Origin of the sequence: Methylomonas koyamae (genome assembly GCF_006483455.1) — a bacterium.
Classification (GTDB): Bacteria; Pseudomonadota; Gammaproteobacteria; order Methylococcales; family Methylomonadaceae; genus Methylomonas; species Methylomonas koyamae_B.
In genome coordinates, this window is record NZ_PPPU01000025.1 from 110,387 (window position 1) to 128,200 (window position 17,814).

Consider the following 17,814-nt stretch of genomic DNA (forward strand, 5'->3'; position numbering starts at 1 on the left):
TGAGGCCGAGAGTTTGGCCGGATCGCGGCTACCGGGTCCGACGTCCGGCCGTCAAAACACGATGTCGTCATCCGCCGCGATTTTTAAGGTCTGCTTGGTTTCCTGCACGGTGCTCTCGCGGGTTTTGTCCAGATAGCCTTTGGCCTTGTCGATTTCCGTGCTCAGCGATACCACGGTTTGTTTCATGTTGGCGAGGGCTTCCAGTTTGTAATTGGCCACCGTGTCCATCGTGTCGTAGATGTTTTTGAAGGCCACGGCCAGTTGATCCAGGCTGACCGCAGCCGTGCCGGCCTGTTGCTGGATTTGCCCGGCCTGCTGCTTGAGCAGCGCCGAGGTGGATTCGATCAGGTTGCCGGTGGTGGCACGCAGCGCGCCGATCTGATCCAACACCAGCTTTTGGTTAGCCAGCGCCTGCGCCACGATCACGGCGGTGCGCAAGGCGGAGATGGTGGTGGTCGTGGCCCGGTCGACGCCCTTGATCAACTCCAGATTGTTCTTGCGGATCAGGTCCATCGCCAGATAACCCTGGATGGTCACGGCGAGCTGGGTCATCAAATCCTGCACCTTCTGCCGCAAGTAAAACAGCAGTTCTTCGCGAATGATGCGCGCCTTTTCCGGGTCGGCCGGCTCGATCTCGGCCAGCTTGGCTTCCAGCGCTGCGTCGATGCTGCGGCCGACGTGGATGTATTGCTCCAGCTTTTCCATGGTGTGCCAGGCGTTGACTTTCTCTTCTTCGATGGCGGCGTTGTCCTTGCGCAGTTCGTCCTGGCCGCCGTAGAGGGCGACGATTATGGCATCGATATGCTGCTGGGCCGATTGGTATTGCTGGAAATAATCGTGCAGCCGGTTGCCCCACGGAATCAAGCCCAGCAATTTGCGCGGTTGCAGCAAGTCGCCCTGGCGGCTGGGATCGAGCGCTTCCACTTGGTTGCGCAGATCGACCAGCGAACGGGAGATTTTCGAACCCTCGGTGAACACGCCGGCATCCAGCGCTTGGGCCGGACGCGCCAGCAGGCGGTTGGAAATGGCGGCGGCTTCCTTAATTTCGCCGGCACCAAGCTGGTGAACGCTATCCACCTTGGCCTTGAAGGCCGGGCTTTGGCTGGATTCCGCCAACACCGTATCGATGAATTCGGCGACGCGCTGGTCCAGTTTGACCACGGTTTCGGCCGGCAGTTTGACCATGGAAACCGCTTGCTCCTTGGCGATCGGCAACACCGGGGCCGGTGCGGTCAGAGTTTCCGGTGGGGTCAATTCGGGGATATTGCTCATCGTGGGTCTCCCTGCTGCTGGCGTTAAATGTGGGCGGGTCCGGAACCGGATTGCTAGTGCCGATCTGCGCCGGCAAGTGGCGGCCAGTGGCGCGGCCTATGATAACCCGGATTGGATTGGCGCCCGATCGCGTTCAGCCGCGCGGCCCGTTTCGGTTCGGATCGGCTGGCGAATTGGGGTATGATCGGCTTTCGACACGTCTCGCCAAAACCCAACTCTTTGAGGGCGCCATGCCAATATTCCCGGAAGCTGCCGCAAGCCGCAAACTCGAACGCGATCTCGACCGGCGCCGGTTGGGTGGCGTCTGCAGCGGGCTGGCGCGTTATACCGGTTTTAGCGTCACCGCCGTGCGGTTTATTTTTCTCGGCTCGATATTTTTCAGTTTCAGCCTGACGTTCTGGCTTTACCTGGTGTTATGGATCGTACTGCCGGGGCGGCGCTCGTCGGTATCGGAACTGTCCTGGCGCTTGCGGCGCAAGGCCCGGCGCCTGGAAAAACTGATCGAGACCACCCAGGCCCGCTTGCGCCAGCCCGCGGCCCGGTCGGCGCTGGAGCATACCCATCAACTGGTACTGAACCTGCTGCCGGATTTCGACGGTCTGTCCAATCGCAGCAGTAATGAACTGGCCGCGGCCAAACGCGCGGTATTGGAACAGTTGCCGACTATGCTAGAACACTACCTGCGTCTGTCGCCGTCCGATCCGGAACCGGCGGGCGGTTCCGCGGCCGAGGAACGTTTGGGCCAGGAGTTGCAACGCCTGGAAACGCAATTGCGCGGGACGGCGGAAACGCTGTATTACCAGCGGATCGAGAAAGCCGGGGCAAATTCCGCCGCCCACCAAACCCCAACGCAGCAAGCCGTTCTGTTGCCGGTTCGTCAGCAACTGGAATCCCTGCAGCGCCGCGTCGCCGGCAGGGTCGACGACGAGGTGGAACGCAAAATCACCGGCATCGTCGATACTTTGATGACGCTCTTGTCGCGCCTGCCGCAAACCGCCGACGCCACCGACCCCGACCATTACAACCTGCAGCAAATCGCCGGCGACTACCTGCCCGGCGCCATCGAACGCTACCTGGCCCTGCCGCCCATGCTGGCCCGCACCGAACCGGTGAGCCAGGGCAAGACCGCGCATGCCTTATTGGCGGAACAATTGGACCTGCTCGACCGCTCGCTGCATAGCATGCTGACCAGCCTGTATCGGCACGACGCCCAAGGCCTGTCGATCCACGGCCGCTTCCTGCGCGATAAATTTGTGGAACATACGGACGATTGGTCGCAATGATTGCGCTTTCGCAACGGCTTAGCGTAAACCTGCCCAACCTTTCAGGCCAACCGGAACACCCATGCGCAATAAGTTTTTAAGCACCGGCCAACCGGGCTACCACCCGCTACGCAAAATCAAGGTGTGCCTGTCCGGCTTGCGTTACGCCGTTGTTTACGACTTTAGTGTCGCCTACAAATGCGTGCTGTCGGTGCCGGTATTGGCCGCATGTTTTTATTACCGGCAATGGCTCGATTTTTTGTCGGTGTTTGCCGCGACCGGCTTGATGCTGATCGCGGAAATGTTCAACACTACCATCGAAGCGCTGTGTGATTTCGTCGAATCCGGCCATAACGACAAAATCCGTATCATCAAGGACGTCTCCGCCGCCGCCACCGGCATCGCCATATTGATCTGGATTGCGGTTGTCGGCGCGGAATTGAGCAGGTTATGGCAGGCGTTAACCTGAGCAATTAAATTGCGCATACAGGCCGGCGCTTCGCCTGCCGGTTTTCCGATTGGCAAAGGCTTCGGTCGTGCATGGTGAAGCAGGTTGGCGACAGCGATATTTTTTGCTGGGTTCGACTTTGTCGGAACAGGTTGGACTAATAGCGGCGCTTTCAAACGATCTGGCCCGTAAGGTTGATGTGATGCGAGAGCGAACAATAAATATTTACGGCGAAGTGCCTTGCGGGTAGCCCGGCCGTGATGAAAGATCGCTCACTCTATCGGGAAATGGCAAATGCCTTTGGTAAGGCAGATATCCTTGTAGGATGCGGTGAGGAACGAACCGCATCGATCGAGAAAGGAGCTAAATAACAACTATGACAGACTATCGCCGCTTTCAATATCCCGGAGCCACGTGGTTTTTTACGGTCAATCTGGCTGAGCGTCGTGGCAACCGATTGCTGACAGACCAGATCGATCCACTACGAACCGCCTTCGCGCAGGTTAAAAGCTGCCACGCTTTTGAAATTGACGCGATTGTTGTGCTGCCAGAGCATTTGCATTGCATTTTGACCTTGCCGGTTGGCGATTCCGATTTTTCTACCCGCTGGGGATTAATCAAAGCCAATTTTTCCCGGCGAGTCGCCAAAGGCGAGAGAATATCGAAAAGTCGAGAAAAACGAGGCGAACGGGGTGTCTGGCAAAGGCGATTCTGGGAGCATCTGATTCGCGATGAAACCGACTACCGGCAGCATATCGATTATATTCATTGGAACCCAGTCAAACATGGATGGGTTCAGGTAGTCAAAGATTGGCCTTATTCCAGCTTTCATCGTTATGTGAAATTAGGTTTGTATGCCGAGAATTGGGGGCATGAAATCAACTTATCGAAGATAGCGGCGAGAGAGTGACGCGATCGATGCGGTTCACGTTGTTCACCGCATCCTACGTGCTCCGCTTGATTCAATGTCGGCAATTCAGACTTAACCGGTCACACTTAATGATGAACGGAAAAAATTCAATACATTGACCGCAAGCTATTAACTTGCAATTGACTCATTCAACAAATTTTTGGCCTGATTTTGCCCACTCAGGTTTGTGTTTCGCATATAGTGTCTATTTAAGTTCAAAAAAAGGTAATACGTGTAATACTGGTTCGTAAAGGCTAGATTTATTAGTTTTAAGCTTTTCAAGAAAGCCATTTACTGTACATTCGTTGCTTTCCAGGCAATCCCGAAGCAGGGTTAGCATTTTTAGGCTCCGATTATGTTCCATAACATGATCTCTGCTGCCTCTGGTTATATCAGAATATAGTTTTTTTTCTACATACTGTATTGACTTCATAACAAAAACGGAATTTGAATAAAAAGGTGCGGCAATTATCAGTATTTTTCTATCAATTATTTCGCAGTCTGCGGCAAATGGCGAGTAGTTAAAGTTATCATTATCAACGATGATTTTGATCCGCTGATGATCGTCTTTATTTTCTCCGGTGTGACAGCTGATCACATTATTTAAGATTCCTATTTTCTGTTTTTGGAGAATTTTGAAAAATTTCCAAAAGCGAATTCAAGTATTGCTCTAAGGGGGTAGTATTCTTTGTTGTCTATTCCGTTCTTGTTGAGCAGATCGAAGCGTTTTTTCCGATTAGGATCGTCGTTTGGATAATAAATCATGCTAGGGAAACTGTTCAAAACGGCATATCTGCCACCATGACGCTCCTCATAGTCAAACAAAAAAGCATTGAGATTGCATTCATCCTCAAAATGCTTGAGCTTAAAACTGCTAAATTTTTCCGCATATTCTTTCTTGACAATATCCTGCATATCAACATCTAGCAAATCCTCCAGCTCAAGCAAACCATTCAGTCCGATTGCGGATTGTCCTTTTATAAATCGACTAAATCCGTTGGGGTTGGTATTGAGAGGGCGGTAGCCAAGTTTTGATAATACTTGATCCTCCGAAATCCGTTTTTCATTCATGATTTGCCTAATTTTTTCACCGCAATGAGTGGGAGTGATTTTGCTGTTTTCTCTTCTTATTGATTCTTTATCTGACATAACCACCACCAAAAACTGATGAATTTTCCAATGTTGGAATTTTATATCAACTGTAGTTATGAGAGGTCAAGTCTGGCAAGTTAATCAAATATAAGTTATTGATTTAATTAAATAAATCATTGACTTGCGGCGTTTTTTGTTTATTCTATAAGTCGTCAACGGATGACGTTTTAAGCAACTGGTAGGGATTTTTAATATTTCGGAGAATAGCTATGAGCGACAACCACTTACTTAATCCATTTAGAAATCATGACGGTAGTACAAGCTGGGAAGGGCAAAGAAACGCTGGGATTTTCGAATCTCAGCGGGGTTATTCGCCATCGCCACAGCAAAGCTGGGAAAGCCATGATTGCTACCAGAATCGTCTGAATTCGTATTCTTACGATAGGAATAATCAGAACAAATAAAAATAAAAGGGAGGGAGACGGGCGAAGTTGGCCTCGTCATGACCTGCCAGAATATTAAAAAAGTCTTCACCCTCGGCTGTGCCCGAGGGTGATTCAAATTGATTTTGGAGTTGCCCTTATGAAAAAAATTTTTTCTATCGTTATTTTCTGGATTTTTTTAGTTGAAATCGCCGTCTCGGCACCTTATCTATGTCAAGGAAAAGTCAAATCAATTCTCATCGAAGGTCAAGATCAGTCATTGACCGTGTTATTAGATACTCCCGGCTTTAATCATTGGCGAATATGTCACGTCGATCGAGACTCAGACACGGTTTACTACGATGGTACAAGAGGGTACATTCCCCCAGAAATATGCAATGCTTGGCGAGCCAGCCTCATGCAGGCGCAATTAACGAAGGCTCCTGTTTACATATCCTTCAATGACACGTTTTCGTGCAATACCCGACCTGACTGGTTTAACGGAACGCCATACACCGTTGAAATTCAACAGGGGCTGAGTTTCACTGGTCCACAAGGGCCGGCAGGGGCTATGGGACCGCAAGGCCCAGTTGGGCCAACAGTTAAGTCGCTTGCGAGTTGCACATCTAATCTTCCTCCGAACGCAACTAACCAGTGCTCTTGTGCCGGCAAGACGATAAGCAGAGTGATCAATCAGGTGAGTTGCAGCGTAACTGCAGAAACAGGTTCATGTACTGGCGTCGGTTTAAGCGAAAACGGCATTTTGAAGCGTGCAGCCAGTTGCTGTTCATGCGTGGCTAGTTAATACTGCTATAGGGGGATAAAAATGAGTATTGGACCGATTATTACGGCCAACCGATTTGTCAGCAAACAATGCTTTTTCTTTAACCTATCAGCTCGCTAGGATGCGGTAAACAACGTGCACCGAATCGTTCGCGATTGGTGCGGTTCGTAAATTCACCACACCCTACGCCTGCTTTTGGCTAGATATTCGCCATTAACACTTTTATTCCATTCGGCGGCTAATGGCCGTTACGAGCCAAGTACCGATTTCCCCGAGTATGGGGCGGACTGATCTCAAACGGGTGCCAGCTTGCCTGTGGGCAACCCACCGGCGTCTTAACCCGGACTCGGCCATTGGCTATACTGCAGGCTTCAGGACAACTGGCGGGTAGCGGAGCGTGGCGACGAAACGAAGGTTGGCGATTATCGGTGCGTTACTCGCGGTTGGCGCAGTCGGCCTGGGCTGGCAGGCCAGCCGAAACGGCGGCGATCCGGATGTGTTGCTGCTGCACGGCAATATCGATATCCGCCAGGTCGAGTTGAGTTTTCGCGACCCGGAGCGGATCGAGCGGGTCGAGGTGCAGGAGGGCGAGCGGGTCGAGCGCGGCCAGCTGTTGGCGACGCAAGCGCTGGAACGTTTTCAATATGCCAAGGATCAGGCGGCGGCGACGCTGGCCGTGCGCCAACACCAGCTCGACAAGCTATTGCACGGCTCCCGGCCGCAGGAAATTCGCAAAGCCGGTAACGATGTCAAAGCCGCCGAAGCCGCCGTGGTGCTGGCGGAAAAAGAGTTGGCCCGCTTGAAAACCCTGGTGGCGCGCAAACTCAGTTCCGTAGAGTCGGTGGATCGGGCCAAGGCCCAATACGACTCGGCGCGGGAGTCGCTGCACGCCTTGCAGCAGCAGTACGCATTGGCCGAGATCGGACCGCGGCGCGAGGATATCCGGGCGGCCCAAGCCCAGGTCGAGGCCGACCGCGCCGCGCTGCAACTGGCGGAAAAAGCCTGGACCGACGCCCATTTGTACGCACCGCAGACCGGCGTCGTCCAAAACCGCATCCTGGAACCGGGCGACATGGCCGGCCCGCAGACGCCGGTGTTGACCCTGGCCCTGCCGGAGCCGCTGTGGGCCAGAACCTATCTGGCCGAAACCGATCTGGGCAAGGTCCGCCCCGGAGCGCCGGCCAGCGTCTACAGCGACAGCTTTCCCGGTAAGGCTTATCCCGGCTGGGTGGGCTATATCTCGCCGACCGCCGAATTCACGCCCAAAAGCGTCGAAACCAGCGAACTGCGCACCAGCCTGGTCTACCAGATCCGGGTATTCGTCTGCGATAGCCAGGACCAGTTGCGCTTGGGGATGCCGGTCAGCGTGACGATCGATACCCGGCAGCAACCGCTGGCGCAACCGGGCTGCGGCCCGCGGCCGTGAACCAATCCGCTAGTGCCTGCGCGCTGCGCTTTGCTGCGGTCAGCAAGGCGTTTGCCGATACCGGCCCGGCCCTGCGCGACATCGACCTGGCTTTGCCGGTCGGCGGCATCACGGCGCTGGTCGGACCCGACGGCGCCGGCAAAACCACGTTGCTACGTTTGGCTGCCGGTTTGCTGCTGCCCGACCGCGGCCGCATCGAAAGCTTTGGTTTGGATAGCATCACGGCCGGCGGCCAGTTGCACAGTCTGATCGGCTACATGCCGCAGCGCTTCGGCCTCTATGAAGACCTCAGCGTGCAGGAGAACCTGCAACTGTATGCCGATCTGTACGGCATTGCGCAAACCGAGCGCCAAAGCCGCTTCGCCGATTTGATGCGGATGACCAATCTGGCCAAGTTCGGCGAGCGACTGGCCGGCCGCTTGTCCGGCGGGATGAAGCAAAAGCTGGGCTTGGCCTGCACTTTATTGAACCGGCCGCGGCTGCTGCTACTGGACGAACCGTCGGTCGGCGTCGATCCGCTGTCGCGCCGCGAGTTGTGGCAGATCATCGCCACGCTGGTGGCAGAATTCGGCACCACGGTATTGCTCAGCACCGCTTACATGGACGAAGCCGAACGCTGCCAGCGGGTGGTGTTGCTGGATCGCGGCGAAATCCTGCACCAGGACGCGCCGGCCGCATTCCACGCACTGGCCGGGGATTGCAGTTTCCTACTGTCCAGCCCCCGCAGTTCGAACCGGGCCTTGCAACAACGCTTGGCGGCGCACCCCGACGTGGTCGACAGCGTCGTGCAAAGCGGTGCGGTACGCACCGTGGTCAGGCCGGGTAGCCGGCCGGATTGGTCCAAGTTGTTTCCGGGCGCCGAAACCTTGATCGCCCGGCCGGTGGCGCCGCGTTTGGAGGATGCCTTTATTTTGTTGCTGACCCGGTGCCACAGCAGCCTAGCGGATGCGGAGACGGTTTGTTTCAACCCTCACGGCGCGGGCGCCAAACTCGGCGGCAGCCGGACTCCTGTGATCGAGGTCGATCAGGTCGACCGCTGGTTCGGCCGGTTCCAGGCCGTGAAAAAATTGTCGTTTCAGGTCGGCCGCGGCGAAATCTTCGGTTTGTTAGGCGCCAACGGCGCCGGCAAGACCACGACCTTCCGCATGCTGTGCGGTCTGCTGCCGGCCAGCAACGGCACCTTGCAGGTGGCCGGGCTGGATTTGCGCCGCGCCGCCTCGCAAGCCAGAGCCCGGCTGGGCTACATGTCGCAAAAATTCTCGCTGTACGGCCAATTGTCGGTCCGGCAGAACCTGGAGTTTTTCAGCCAGGCCTACGGCCTGCACCAGGGCCGGCGCCGGGAACGGATCGATTGGGCGGTGGGCCAATTCGGCTTGCAAGCCTTTCTGGAGCATAACAGCGCCGATCTGCCCTTGGGCTACAAGCAGCGCTTGGCGTTGGCCTGCGCCTTGATGCACGAGCCGGAAATCCTGTTTTTGGACGAACCCACTTCCGGCATCGACCCGCTGGCGCGGCGCGAATTCTGGGCCAGGATCAATCAATTGGCGGCGCAGGGCGTGACGATTCTGGTTACGACCCATTTCATGGAAGAAGCCGAATATTGCGACCGCTTGCTGATCATGCGCGAAGGCGACATTCTGGCGGCCGGCACGCCGGCCGAGATCAAACAGCGCAGCCAGGCCGGCGGCGCAGAGCCGGTAACGACGATGGAAGAGGCCTTTATCCGGCTGGTCGAAGCCGGCGGCGAGGCCGGCGGATGAGCGGTTTCGGTTTGCGTTTGCGCGGTTTGATGCGCAAGGAGTTCCTGCAAGTCTGGCGCGACCCCAGCAGTCTGGCGATTGCCTTCGCGATGCCGGTGTTTCTGCTGTTGCTGTTCGGCTATGGAGTATCGCTGGATGCCAAGCAGGTGCCTATCGGTCTGGTCATCGAGCAAAGCTCGCCGGCCGCGCGCGAATTTGCCGGCGGCTTCGCGCAGTCCGACTATTTCGCGCCGCGCTATTTCGCCAATCTGCACGAGGCGGAAGCGGCTTTGCTGGCGCGGCAGATCAACGGCATCGTCCATTTGCAAAGCGATTTCGCCCGGCGTTTGCAAACCAATGCGCCGGCACCGATTCAAGTGATTCTGAACGGCGTCGACGCCAATACCGCCAGGCTGGTGTCCGGTTATGTGCAGGGCGTGTGGGACAAATGGCTCGGCGTCCACGCCGAACACAGCGGCCGGACGGTAAACCGGCCGGTGCAGATGGAAGCGCGGATCTGGTTCAATAGCGCGTTGCGCAGCCGCAATTTTCTGGTGCCGGGCTTGATCGCCGTGATCATGACCCTGATCGGCGCCTTGTTGACCGCATTGGTGGTGGCGCGGGAATGGGAGCGCGGCACGATGGAAGCCTTGATTTCGACGCCGGTGACGGTGCGCGAAGTGCTGCTGGGCAAACTGTTGCCGTATTACCTGTTGGGTATGGGCGGCATGTTGTTGTCGATCGGCATGGCGGTGTTTTTGTTTCAGGTGCCGCTGGCCGGCTCGCTGTGGGTGTTGCTGCTGGCCGGCACCTTGTTTTTGCTGGCGGCCTTGGGCATGGGCCTGTTGATTTCGATTGCCGCCAAAAACCAGTTCGTCGCCGGCCAGATCGCGATTATCGTTACCTTTCTGCCGGCGTTTATCCTGTCCGGCTTTATATTCAATATCGACAGCATGCCGCCGGCGGTGCAACTGATCACGCATCTGGTCGCGGCGCGCTATTTCGTGGCTATTTTGCAGACCGTGTTCCTGGCCGGCGACGTCTGGGAGGTGATTCTGCCCAATGCCCTGGCCTTGTTGGTGATGGCCGCGGCCTTTCTGGCCCTGGCCCTGTGGCGCGCGCCGCGCCGCTTGGAGTAAGCGATGTGGTGGCGGGTTTATGCCTTGTTGGCTAAAGAATTTTTGAATTTGCTGCGCGACAAGAAAAGCCGCTTCGTGCTGATCGTGCCGCCGCTGGTGCAATTGTTCGTGCTTAGCTACGCCGCCACCTTCGATCTGAACCAGATGCCGATTGCGATTTACAACGAAGACAGCGGACAAGCGGCGCGGGATTTGATCGCCCGCTTTACCGGTGCGCCGGCCTTCCGCGAAGAGCTGCGGATTACCCGGCAGGAGCAGATCGCTGCCGCGCTGGACAGCAGGCGGGTGTTGCTGGTGTTGCACATCGGCCGCAATTTCAGCCGCGATCTGCTCGGCGGGCACCAGCCGGCCAGTCTGCAAGTGTTGCTGGACGGGCGCGATTCGAATACCGCGCAGATTGCCCAGGGTTATCTGCGTTCGGTATTGAGCCGGTTCAACAACGACTGGGCGGCCGGCCGCGGCCAGGCCGGGCCGCCGGCGGAACTGGTGGTGCGGGCCTGGTTCAACCCCAATCTGGAAAGCCGCTGGTTTATCGTGCCGGGCATCGTCGGCCTGCTGACCCTGGTGGTGACGATGACGGTCTCGGCCTTGTCGGTGGCGCGGGAGCGGGAGCAGGGCACCTTTGACCAACTGCTGGTGACGCCGTTTACCCCGACCGAGATTCTGTTGGGCAAGGCGATACCTGGCCTGATCATCGGCGTGCTGGAGGCCTCGCTCAGTATCTTTTTTGCCGTGTTCTGGTTCCGGGTGCCGTTGCTGGGCAGCCTGCCGGCGCTGTATCTGGGGATCGTGTTGTACGTGTTTTCGGTGATCGGCGTCGGCCTGATGATTTCGTCGCTGTCGCTGACCCAGCAACAGGGCCTGCTCGGCGGTTTTCTGGTGATCGTGCCCGGCGTGATTTTGTCCGGCTACGCCACGCCGATCGAAAACATGCCCGAGCTGGTGCAGCATTTCACGCTGATCAACCCGCTGCGCTATTTTCTGGTCATCATCCGCGGCGTGTTTCTGCAAGGCTTGCAGACCGCCGACTTGCTTGACCAATACTGGCCGCTGGCGATCATCGGCCTGTTCTGTCTGAGCTGCGCCGGCTGGTTGTTTCGCAAGCGCTTGTATTGAGCTGCGCCGGAGAGGGTAAACGCTACTACCGTTCGCGTTGCGCTGGTCTCAGCGCAAGCAGTCTTTTGCCGGGCGCACGGGAAAAACTCCCGAACTCGGTCAAGAACGCATTGATTCTGGAATTCGGGAGGATTTCCTGAGCGATGGAGTAAGACAATGGATTCGCGTCGTATCTGCGACCAATTCGGCCAGTTTGGATATCGAATCAACTCCCGTTTGATGCCGGCCCTAGCGGATTGGGGGACTCGCCGGCAGCCAAGGTGTGCCCGGCGCAGGGTGTAATTAGGCGCCGCGTAGAGGCTGCGAAAACGTCCGCTGCAAATATTGAATTTAGTTTTCGGAAACCGGTCGGCTAATGTCGAGTGGACTGGAGCGGCATGGATGTCGCCACGCAAGGATGCGTTTTTTATCGGCCTGCGGCCGCTAAACTTTCTGAAATCGGACCGGCCTCGACGCTTCGTCCGCCTTACGGAAGCCAACTCCCGCCAATTGCACGTTAATATCGGCCGATAAGCCGTTCCGCTGCCAATTCATCGGCATAACGCATACAATTTCCGCTGGTCTAGAACCTGAATTTGTCCCTCTTTCTCGTCAAGGAGATGCCGTGCCCATCCGTTTGTTGATGGTACAGTCCGCGTTATTTGACTATCCGATCGATGCCGGCGTGTTAGCCGAGCTTGGCGTGCAACTGGCGTTTGCGCCTTGTGCCGATTTGAGCCAAAGTGACACGCGCGGTTGCTTGCAAGCAGATGTGGTAGCGTTTGCCGACCGGGCGGGGCTTGGTGTCGAACAACAAGTGGCTGAGATGCGCAAACTGGCTCCCGATTGTCGGGCATTGATCGTGTCGGGTGTTAGCGGCAGCCGGGCCTTGGCCTACCTGCAGGCTGGCGTGGTTGGAGTCGCCGATTTCGGTACGGATACGCAACGTCTGGCCGAAATAGCCCATCGAGTTCAGGGCGGGGCCTATTATCTGGACCCGGATATCGCCCAAGTCTTGGCGATCCGCCACGTCAAGCGCTTGTTGGAGCCGTTCAACGCATTGAGCTCGCGCGAGTTCGACGTGTTTTGCATGTTGGCCGAGGGATTTGCCTTGCAAGACATCGCCGAGCAGTTGGGCATCAGTTCCAAGACCGTTTCCAACTGTCAGACCTCGTTGAAGCTGAAACTTGGCTTGGACGGTCGGGACACGATGAAAAAATTTGCCGAAAGCCATGGCTTGATCTCGGGTTGAAGGGTATGATTCCCGTCGTTCGGGAATTTTTCCTTTTTTTATGTGAGGTGAGTTATGAAGAAGATATCGGTAAAAACCGCGGTAATGGCCGGTTTGGGTTTGTTGTCGCTGGGTGCGGTGGCGGCCGATCAGGGTTTGGAAAGCTGTATCCAGGCGGTGAAAAAAGAAAAATCAGGCGACTTGGTCAAGTTGGAGAAGTTGAATGTGGCCGGCAAGGGTGTTTACGAGCTGGAATTACGCGACGGCAACCGTCAGGAATGGGAATTCATGTGCGACGCCGATAGCGGCAAAGTGACCGAGCGGGAATCGGAAGTCGCCGATCCGAATAGTCAGGCCTTCAAAAAGAGCGTCAAGGTTACTGAAGAAGACGCCGCGGCGACCGCATTGAAAGCCAATCCCGGCACCATAGAAGAAGTCGAATATGAGATCGAGGAAAACGGCGCCGCGTCTTATGAATTCGATATCGTCAACGACAAAGGCGTCGAAACCAAGATAGAAGTCGATGCCGCCAGCGGCAAGATCATCGAGACTGCCACCGAGGAATGGGAAATCGGCGAAGAGGCCGACGAACGGCGTTAAGCAATAATCTCCTCGATTGCGACAGTCCTGTTGCAATCGCTTCCTCTCTTCAGCTACCAGGGGGCGGAGGAGGTTTTCTAAACAAATCTCCTCTCCACTCTGCTTATTTCCGGCCCCGACATCAGAACTCGAACCTTACCCCGGCATTGATGGCGTGGCGCGAGGTGTTCTCCAGGCCCAAGGTCGTATCGTACTGCACGAAGGCCGAACCGCCGTAAGGCAATTGTGCCGAAACCGCGGCCCTGACGTTCAAATAATCCTGGTCGACCACGTAGGACGCGGTGGTGAATTTGACGTTGGGTTGGTCGGCAAAACCGGTCTTCATGCTGGGTAACTTGTCTATCCACTGCCGCTCGTATTCGACGTTGATTTGCGACACCAGTACCCCGAACGGCAGGCTGAAGCTGCGCATGACGACGGCGCCGACCGCGCTGGTCAGCGAATCGTATTTCTGGTCGTCGATAATCAGGTTCATGCCCAAATTGGCGCCGTGTTCCTTCCGTCCGGCGATGGACATACGCGCGTATTCGCCGCGGGCGCGCAAACCGAAAGTCCACTCGCCGACCGGCAAATCGTAGCCGCTGGACAGGCTCAACTGCTGTTGCCAGCCGTCGGTTTTGCTTTTTGCGGTTTCGTTGACGGCATTGCCGTTGGCGTCGGTATAGGCCGTGGTGCGGTTGGTATGGTATTGGTTGTAAGTCAGGTTGCCGACGGCATCGATATACCAGTTGTCGGTCAGATTCAACGAGCTGAACAGCGATGCGGTATAGCCGCCGATGGACTGGTCGCCGCCGTTGTTGGCGACTTCGGCGAACGTGTTGCCGTAACCGATCGAGGTACCCAATAAAAACCGCTGGCTGAAGCGGTAGTCGGCGCCGGCCGTAACGCCGTAAAGCGCCGAGCGATAGCCGCGCTGCACCAGTGTCGAGCTGCGGTCCACCCATTCGAACTGGCCGTTCAGGAAAAACCCCAGGTTCTTGAACGACGACAATAAATCGGGCGGGCTGTCCCGGTCGCTTTGCAGATTGATCGACAGCGCGCCGGAACCGGGCGTGGCGCCGGGCGCCTGGCCGGAGCGGTCAGCGCTTGTCGGTGCGCCGCCTGCGGGAGAGGGGGCGGACGTGGGCGCCGCTGCCGGTGACCGGGCCGTTCAACACCAGGTTGTTGCCATTGGCGCCTAGCGTACCCTGGTTGACCAACTGGCCGCCGACGCTGCCGTCGATGATAAATTTGCCGGGTCCGAGCATGGAACCGCCGGACAAGGTTGTCGAAGACACTCTCAATTCGCCCGGTCCGGATAAGGTGCCGCCGGTCTGAATGTACTGGTCGACTTCGGTGACGGCCGCCGCGAAAGTGACGTGGCCGTCGTTAATCACCAGGGTTTGACCCAATATCGCCGGCGTCGATGAGGCGAAATTGACTTTGCCGCCATTGATTGTCGTGGTGCCGCTGACGGTGTAGCCGGCGTTGATATTGGTGGTGTCGACGTTTTCGGCGCCGCTAAAAGTCGCATTGGTCGCGGTTAGCGCTGCGTTCAGGGTGTTGGTACCGCCGCTGGTGATCTGGTTGCTATCGCCGCTGAAGGTCAAATTGGTGGTGGCGATTGTCGCGCCGGTCGCGAACTGGTTGGTGCCGCCGAAATTCCAAGGTGCCGGCGTCGGTATAACTGCCGGTAAGCGTGTGGTTGCCGCTGCCGTTGAAAATCAAGGTCCCGGCGTTGACCTGGATCGTGCCGGTGTAGCTGTTGTCGCCACTGACGAACCGGATTGCAGATTGTAGGTCGTGTTCGAGGTTAAAACCCCGCTGCCGCTGACCGTGCCGGATTGCCAATCGAATGCGCTGTTCGAAGTCAACGGCCCGCTACCTTGCAGTACGGCGCTGGGGGAAGCCAGGGTGAATTTTTGGACGGTGGCGGCAACATCCAGATCCAGGTTGTTGTCCGTATTCAGCAGCGCGTCGTCGGCATTGCCCGGCACGGCCGCGCAGCTCCAGTTACCGGGGGTGGACCAGACCGAGTCGCCGCCCTCCCAGGTACAGACCGCGGCAAGGGCCGGCCCCGGCAAGGACAGAAACGCTACGCCCAACCGGACCGAAAATCCTAAAACGCCCATCGCGGCGGGAGAACGAAACCTGTTCATAAGCGTTGGCCCAGCTCCATATTAAGGTCGTAGACGCGTTATCCGTTGGCCAGCAGCGCAGCCCTATTCACCGGGGAGGCGAATGTTGATTTATGTGAAGTCTATCACACGGATTGTGGCGCCACACTCAAAATAAGTAGGGTTTTCGTCGCGAACTTGCCGCGTTGGGCCAGGCTATATCCGACCGCAAATCCCAATGGTTTCCGAAATTTCGACAATTCGACGCGATGGTTTGTGCTCTTACAAACATCGGCATGTGATATTTGCGACAAGTTGAAGGTTGCTTGATTTGAAAAATCCAATAAATCATATGGTTACGATCGAAAAATAACTGGCATGGCCTGTGCTATCTCTCTTGCAACCCATTTAAGCGAGGTGAAGATCATGGAATTGCCAGTTTTGAACGAAACTCCAGCGGCCAGCGGCGGCGGCTGCTCCTCCCACTCCTGCGGCTCATCGGACGACCAATTAGGCCACTTGTCCGACGAGATCCGGGCCAAAGTGGAAAACCATCCGTGCTATTCGGAAGACGCCCACCACTATTTCGCGCGGATGCACGTCGCGGTGGCACCGGCCTGTAACATCCAATGCCATTATTGCAACCGCAAATACGATTGCTCCAACGAATCGCGTCCGGGCGTGGTATCGGAGTTGCTGACTCCCGATCAGGCCGTGAAAAAAACCATGGCGGTGGCTGCCAACATTCCGCAAATGACCGTACTCGGCATCGCCGGCCCCGGCGACCCGCTGGCCAATCCGGAACGCACCTTCGAAACCTTCCGTCGGCTGAGTGCCGAAGCGCCGGACATCAAACTGTGCGTTTCCACCAACGGTCTGGCCTTGCCGGAATCGGTCGAGGAACTCTCCAAACACAACATCGACCACGTGACGATCACGATCAACTGCGTCGATCCCGAAATCGGTGCCCAAATCTATCCGTGGATTTTCTGGGAGAACAAGCGGATCAAGGGCGTCAAAGGCGCGAAAATTCTGATCGAGCAGCAGCAAAAAGGCCTGGAAATGCTGACGGCCCGGGGCATTCTGGTCAAAGTCAACTCGGTGATGATTCCCGGCGTCAACGACAAGCATTTGGCTGAAGTCAGCAAAATCGTCAAAGCCAAGGGCGCTTTCCTGCACAACGTGATGCCGCTGATCGCCGAAGCCGAACACGGCACTTTCTACGGCGTGATGGGCCAACGCGGCCCGACTCAGGACGAGTTGATGGATCTGCAGGACGCCTGTTCCGGCGACATGAACATGATGCGCCACTGCCGCCAATGCCGGGCCGACGCGGTCGGTCTGCTGGGTGAAGACCGCGGCGACGAGTTCACGATGGACAAGATCGAGGCGATGGAGATCGATTACCAATCGGCGATGGAAAAACGCAAAGTCATCCACGAAGCGATTGCCGAGGAAATGCATAGCAAGCGCGCCGCCAAAGCTGAAAAAGCCGCCGGCCATGCCGACGAGCCCAAGCTCAATACTCGTCCGGTGTTGATGGCCATCGCCACCAGCGGCCAGGGCGTGATCAACCAGCACTTCGGCCATGCCAAAGAGTTCCTGATCTACGAAGCCTCGCCGGACGGCGTGCGCTTCATGAGCCACCGCAAAACCGATTTGTACTGCAGCGGCGACGACACTTGCGGCGACGGCGAGAGCGTGTTGCAACGCACGATCCGGGCGCTGGAAGGCTGCGAAGTGGTGTTGTGCTCCAAAATCGGCTACGAGCCTTGGGACATGCTGGAGCAAGCCGGTATCCAACCCAACGGCGAGCACGCGATGGAACCGATCGAGGATGCGGTGATGGCGGTTTACAAAGAGTTGGCCGCCGCCGGCAAGCTGGACGAGAGCGCTACCGAAGAGCGGGCAACCGCTTAATAAACCTCGGCCGGGTTAGCGTTAACGCGCGACCCGGCCATCGAATCCAATGCCGGGTTACGGCCGTAACCCGGCCTGCATAGGACGAACGTCATGGCTCTACAAATCATTGAATCCTGTGTCAACTGTTACGCCTGCGAGCCTTTGTGCCCGAGCAAGGCGATTTTCATGTCCAGCAAAGCCGGACATTTTCGGATCAATCCGAACAAATGCACCGAATGCGAAGGCGATTACCAGGACACCCAATGCGCCAGCATCTGCCCGATCGAGGGTGCGATCCTGGATGCAAACGGTTTGGCGATCAATCCGCCCGGTTCGTTGACCGGCATTCCACCGGAGAGAATGGCCGAGGTGATGGCGGAACTCCAAGCCCACTGA

Annotated in this window: 19 protein-coding genes; 12 read left to right on the forward strand and 7 right to left on the reverse strand. The window is 56.8% G+C overall.

Going from position 1 to position 17,814, the window contains the following annotated elements; translation table 11 throughout:
- Positions 1-51: 51 nt before the first annotated feature.
- Complete coding sequence (locus C2U68_RS14030) at positions 52-1,272, reverse strand: toxic anion resistance protein (RefSeq protein ID WP_140913091.1); 1,221 nt, start codon at positions 1,270-1,272, stop codon at positions 52-54.
- A gap of 230 nt (positions 1,273-1,502) precedes the next feature.
- On the opposite strand from C2U68_RS14030, the gene C2U68_RS14035 reads away from it, so the two are divergent.
- The 3 genes from C2U68_RS14035 to C2U68_RS14045 all read left to right on the forward strand — a co-directional run bounded on the left by C2U68_RS14035 (position 1,503) and on the right by C2U68_RS14045 (position 3,892).
- Positions 1,503-2,555, forward strand: coding sequence for a PspC domain-containing protein (locus C2U68_RS14035; protein WP_186289612.1), 1,053 nt, complete (start codon positions 1,503-1,505; stop codon positions 2,553-2,555).
- Positions 2,556-2,616: 61 nt separating this feature from the next.
- Positions 2,617-3,003 carry a diacylglycerol kinase gene (locus C2U68_RS14040; RefSeq protein ID WP_140913093.1) on the forward strand — a complete coding sequence of 129 codons (387 nt, stop codon included), beginning with the start codon at positions 2,617-2,619 and terminating at the stop codon, positions 3,001-3,003.
- 355 nt (positions 3,004-3,358) lie between these two features.
- Positions 3,359-3,892 carry an REP-associated tyrosine transposase gene (locus C2U68_RS14045; RefSeq protein WP_140913094.1) on the forward strand — a complete coding sequence of 178 codons (534 nt, stop codon included), beginning with the start codon at positions 3,359-3,361 and terminating at the stop codon, positions 3,890-3,892.
- Positions 3,893-4,097: 205 nt separating this feature from the next.
- Here the strand turns inward: C2U68_RS14045 and C2U68_RS14050 are convergent, their stop codons facing one another.
- Both C2U68_RS14050 and C2U68_RS14055 read right to left on the reverse strand, forming a co-directional pair.
- On the reverse strand, positions 4,098-4,490 hold the full coding sequence (locus tag C2U68_RS14050; RefSeq protein WP_140913095.1) for a hypothetical protein: 393 nt from the start codon (positions 4,488-4,490) through the stop codon (positions 4,098-4,100).
- 14 nt (positions 4,491-4,504) lie between these two features.
- The gene (locus C2U68_RS14055; RefSeq protein ID WP_140913096.1) at positions 4,505-5,041 is read right to left on the reverse strand and encodes a hypothetical protein; all 537 of its coding nucleotides are present in this window, start codon (positions 5,039-5,041) and stop codon (positions 4,505-4,507) included.
- Between the two features lie 525 nt (positions 5,042-5,566).
- Between C2U68_RS14055 and C2U68_RS14060 the strand changes: the two genes are divergently transcribed.
- From C2U68_RS14060 to C2U68_RS14090, 7 genes are all read left to right on the forward strand, one after another.
- Positions 5,567-6,211: a collagen-like protein gene (locus C2U68_RS14060; RefSeq protein WP_140913097.1), complete on the forward strand. Its 645-nt coding sequence runs from the start codon at positions 5,567-5,569 to the stop codon at positions 6,209-6,211.
- Between the two features lie 376 nt (positions 6,212-6,587).
- Positions 6,588-7,616, forward strand: coding sequence for an efflux RND transporter periplasmic adaptor subunit (locus C2U68_RS14065; protein ID WP_140913098.1), 1,029 nt, complete (start codon positions 6,588-6,590; stop codon positions 7,614-7,616).
- On the forward strand, positions 7,613-9,376 hold the full coding sequence (locus tag C2U68_RS14070) for an ATP-binding cassette domain-containing protein (protein WP_140913099.1): 1,764 nt from the start codon (positions 7,613-7,615) through the stop codon (positions 9,374-9,376). Before C2U68_RS14065 ends, C2U68_RS14070 begins: the two co-directional genes overlap by 4 nt.
- The gene (locus tag C2U68_RS14075) at positions 9,373-10,494 is read left to right on the forward strand and encodes an ABC transporter permease (protein WP_140913100.1); all 1,122 of its coding nucleotides are present in this window, start codon (positions 9,373-9,375) and stop codon (positions 10,492-10,494) included. Before C2U68_RS14070 ends, C2U68_RS14075 begins: the two co-directional genes overlap by 4 nt.
- Before the next feature lie 3 nt (positions 10,495-10,497).
- A complete protein-coding gene (locus C2U68_RS14080; protein WP_140913101.1) occupies positions 10,498-11,610 on the forward strand; it encodes an ABC transporter permease in 1,113 nt (370 codons plus the stop codon).
- A 604-nt stretch (positions 11,611-12,214) separates the two neighbouring features.
- Entirely contained in the window at positions 12,215-12,841 is a 627-nt protein-coding gene (locus C2U68_RS14085) for a LuxR C-terminal-related transcriptional regulator (RefSeq protein ID WP_140913102.1), read from the forward strand.
- 54 nt (positions 12,842-12,895) lie between these two features.
- On the forward strand, positions 12,896-13,420 hold the full coding sequence (locus tag C2U68_RS14090) for a PepSY domain-containing protein (RefSeq protein ID WP_140913103.1): 525 nt from the start codon (positions 12,896-12,898) through the stop codon (positions 13,418-13,420).
- 121 nt (positions 13,421-13,541) lie between these two features.
- Here the strand turns inward: C2U68_RS14090 and C2U68_RS14095 are convergent, their stop codons facing one another.
- The 4 genes from C2U68_RS14095 to C2U68_RS21645 all read right to left on the reverse strand — a co-directional run bounded on the left by C2U68_RS14095 (position 13,542) and on the right by C2U68_RS21645 (position 15,558).
- Entirely contained in the window at positions 13,542-14,411 is an 870-nt protein-coding gene (locus C2U68_RS14095) for an autotransporter outer membrane beta-barrel domain-containing protein (RefSeq protein WP_186289613.1), read from the reverse strand.
- Positions 14,412-14,499: 88 nt separating this feature from the next.
- On the reverse strand, positions 14,500-15,009 hold the full coding sequence (locus C2U68_RS14100; RefSeq protein WP_140913105.1) for a hypothetical protein: 510 nt from the start codon (positions 15,007-15,009) through the stop codon (positions 14,500-14,502).
- Positions 14,990-15,187, reverse strand: a complete 198-nt coding sequence (locus tag C2U68_RS21835; RefSeq protein ID WP_409563859.1) for a hypothetical protein — start codon at positions 15,185-15,187, stop codon at positions 14,990-14,992. The genes C2U68_RS14100 and C2U68_RS21835 overlap by 20 nt, the downstream gene beginning before the upstream one ends.
- On the reverse strand, positions 15,124-15,558 hold the full coding sequence (locus C2U68_RS21645) for a hypothetical protein (protein ID WP_260839361.1): 435 nt from the start codon (positions 15,556-15,558) through the stop codon (positions 15,124-15,126). Before C2U68_RS21645 ends, C2U68_RS21835 begins: the two co-directional genes overlap by 64 nt.
- Before the next feature lie 384 nt (positions 15,559-15,942).
- Between C2U68_RS21645 and nifB the strand changes: the two genes are divergently transcribed.
- Together nifB and C2U68_RS14115 are read left to right on the forward strand one after the other, a co-directional pair.
- A complete protein-coding gene (gene nifB / locus C2U68_RS14110) occupies positions 15,943-17,436 on the forward strand; it encodes a nitrogenase cofactor biosynthesis protein NifB (protein WP_140913106.1) in 1,494 nt (497 codons plus the stop codon).
- 93 nt (positions 17,437-17,529) lie between these two features.
- Positions 17,530-17,814 carry a 4Fe-4S dicluster domain-containing protein gene (locus C2U68_RS14115; RefSeq protein ID WP_140913107.1) on the forward strand — a complete coding sequence of 95 codons (285 nt, stop codon included), beginning with the start codon at positions 17,530-17,532 and terminating at the stop codon, positions 17,812-17,814.

Coding starts and splice junctions, on each gene's coding strand:
- C2U68_RS14030 (WP_140913091.1), bottom strand. CDS start 1,272: ATGAGCAATATCCCCGAATTGACCCCACCGGAAACTCTGACCGCACCG.
- C2U68_RS14035 (WP_186289612.1), top strand. CDS start 1,503: ATGCCAATATTCCCGGAAGCTGCCGCAAGCCGCAAACTCGAACGCGAT.
- C2U68_RS14040 (WP_140913093.1), top strand. CDS start 2,617: ATGCGCAATAAGTTTTTAAGCACCGGCCAACCGGGCTACCACCCGCTA.
- C2U68_RS14045 (WP_140913094.1), top strand. CDS start 3,359: ATGACAGACTATCGCCGCTTTCAATATCCCGGAGCCACGTGGTTTTTT.
- C2U68_RS14055 (WP_140913096.1), bottom strand. CDS start 5,041: ATGTCAGATAAAGAATCAATAAGAAGAGAAAACAGCAAAATCACTCCC.
- C2U68_RS14060 (WP_140913097.1), top strand. CDS start 5,567: ATGAAAAAAATTTTTTCTATCGTTATTTTCTGGATTTTTTTAGTTGAA.
- C2U68_RS14075 (WP_140913100.1), top strand. CDS start 9,373: ATGAGCGGTTTCGGTTTGCGTTTGCGCGGTTTGATGCGCAAGGAGTTC.
- C2U68_RS14080 (WP_140913101.1), top strand. CDS start 10,498: ATGTGGTGGCGGGTTTATGCCTTGTTGGCTAAAGAATTTTTGAATTTG.
- C2U68_RS14090 (WP_140913103.1), top strand. CDS start 12,896: ATGAAGAAGATATCGGTAAAAACCGCGGTAATGGCCGGTTTGGGTTTG.
- C2U68_RS21645 (WP_260839361.1), bottom strand. CDS start 15,558: ATGAACAGGTTTCGTTCTCCCGCCGCGATGGGCGTTTTAGGATTTTCG.
- nifB (WP_140913106.1), top strand. CDS start 15,943: ATGGAATTGCCAGTTTTGAACGAAACTCCAGCGGCCAGCGGCGGCGGC.
- C2U68_RS14115 (WP_140913107.1), top strand. CDS start 17,530: ATGGCTCTACAAATCATTGAATCCTGTGTCAACTGTTACGCCTGCGAG.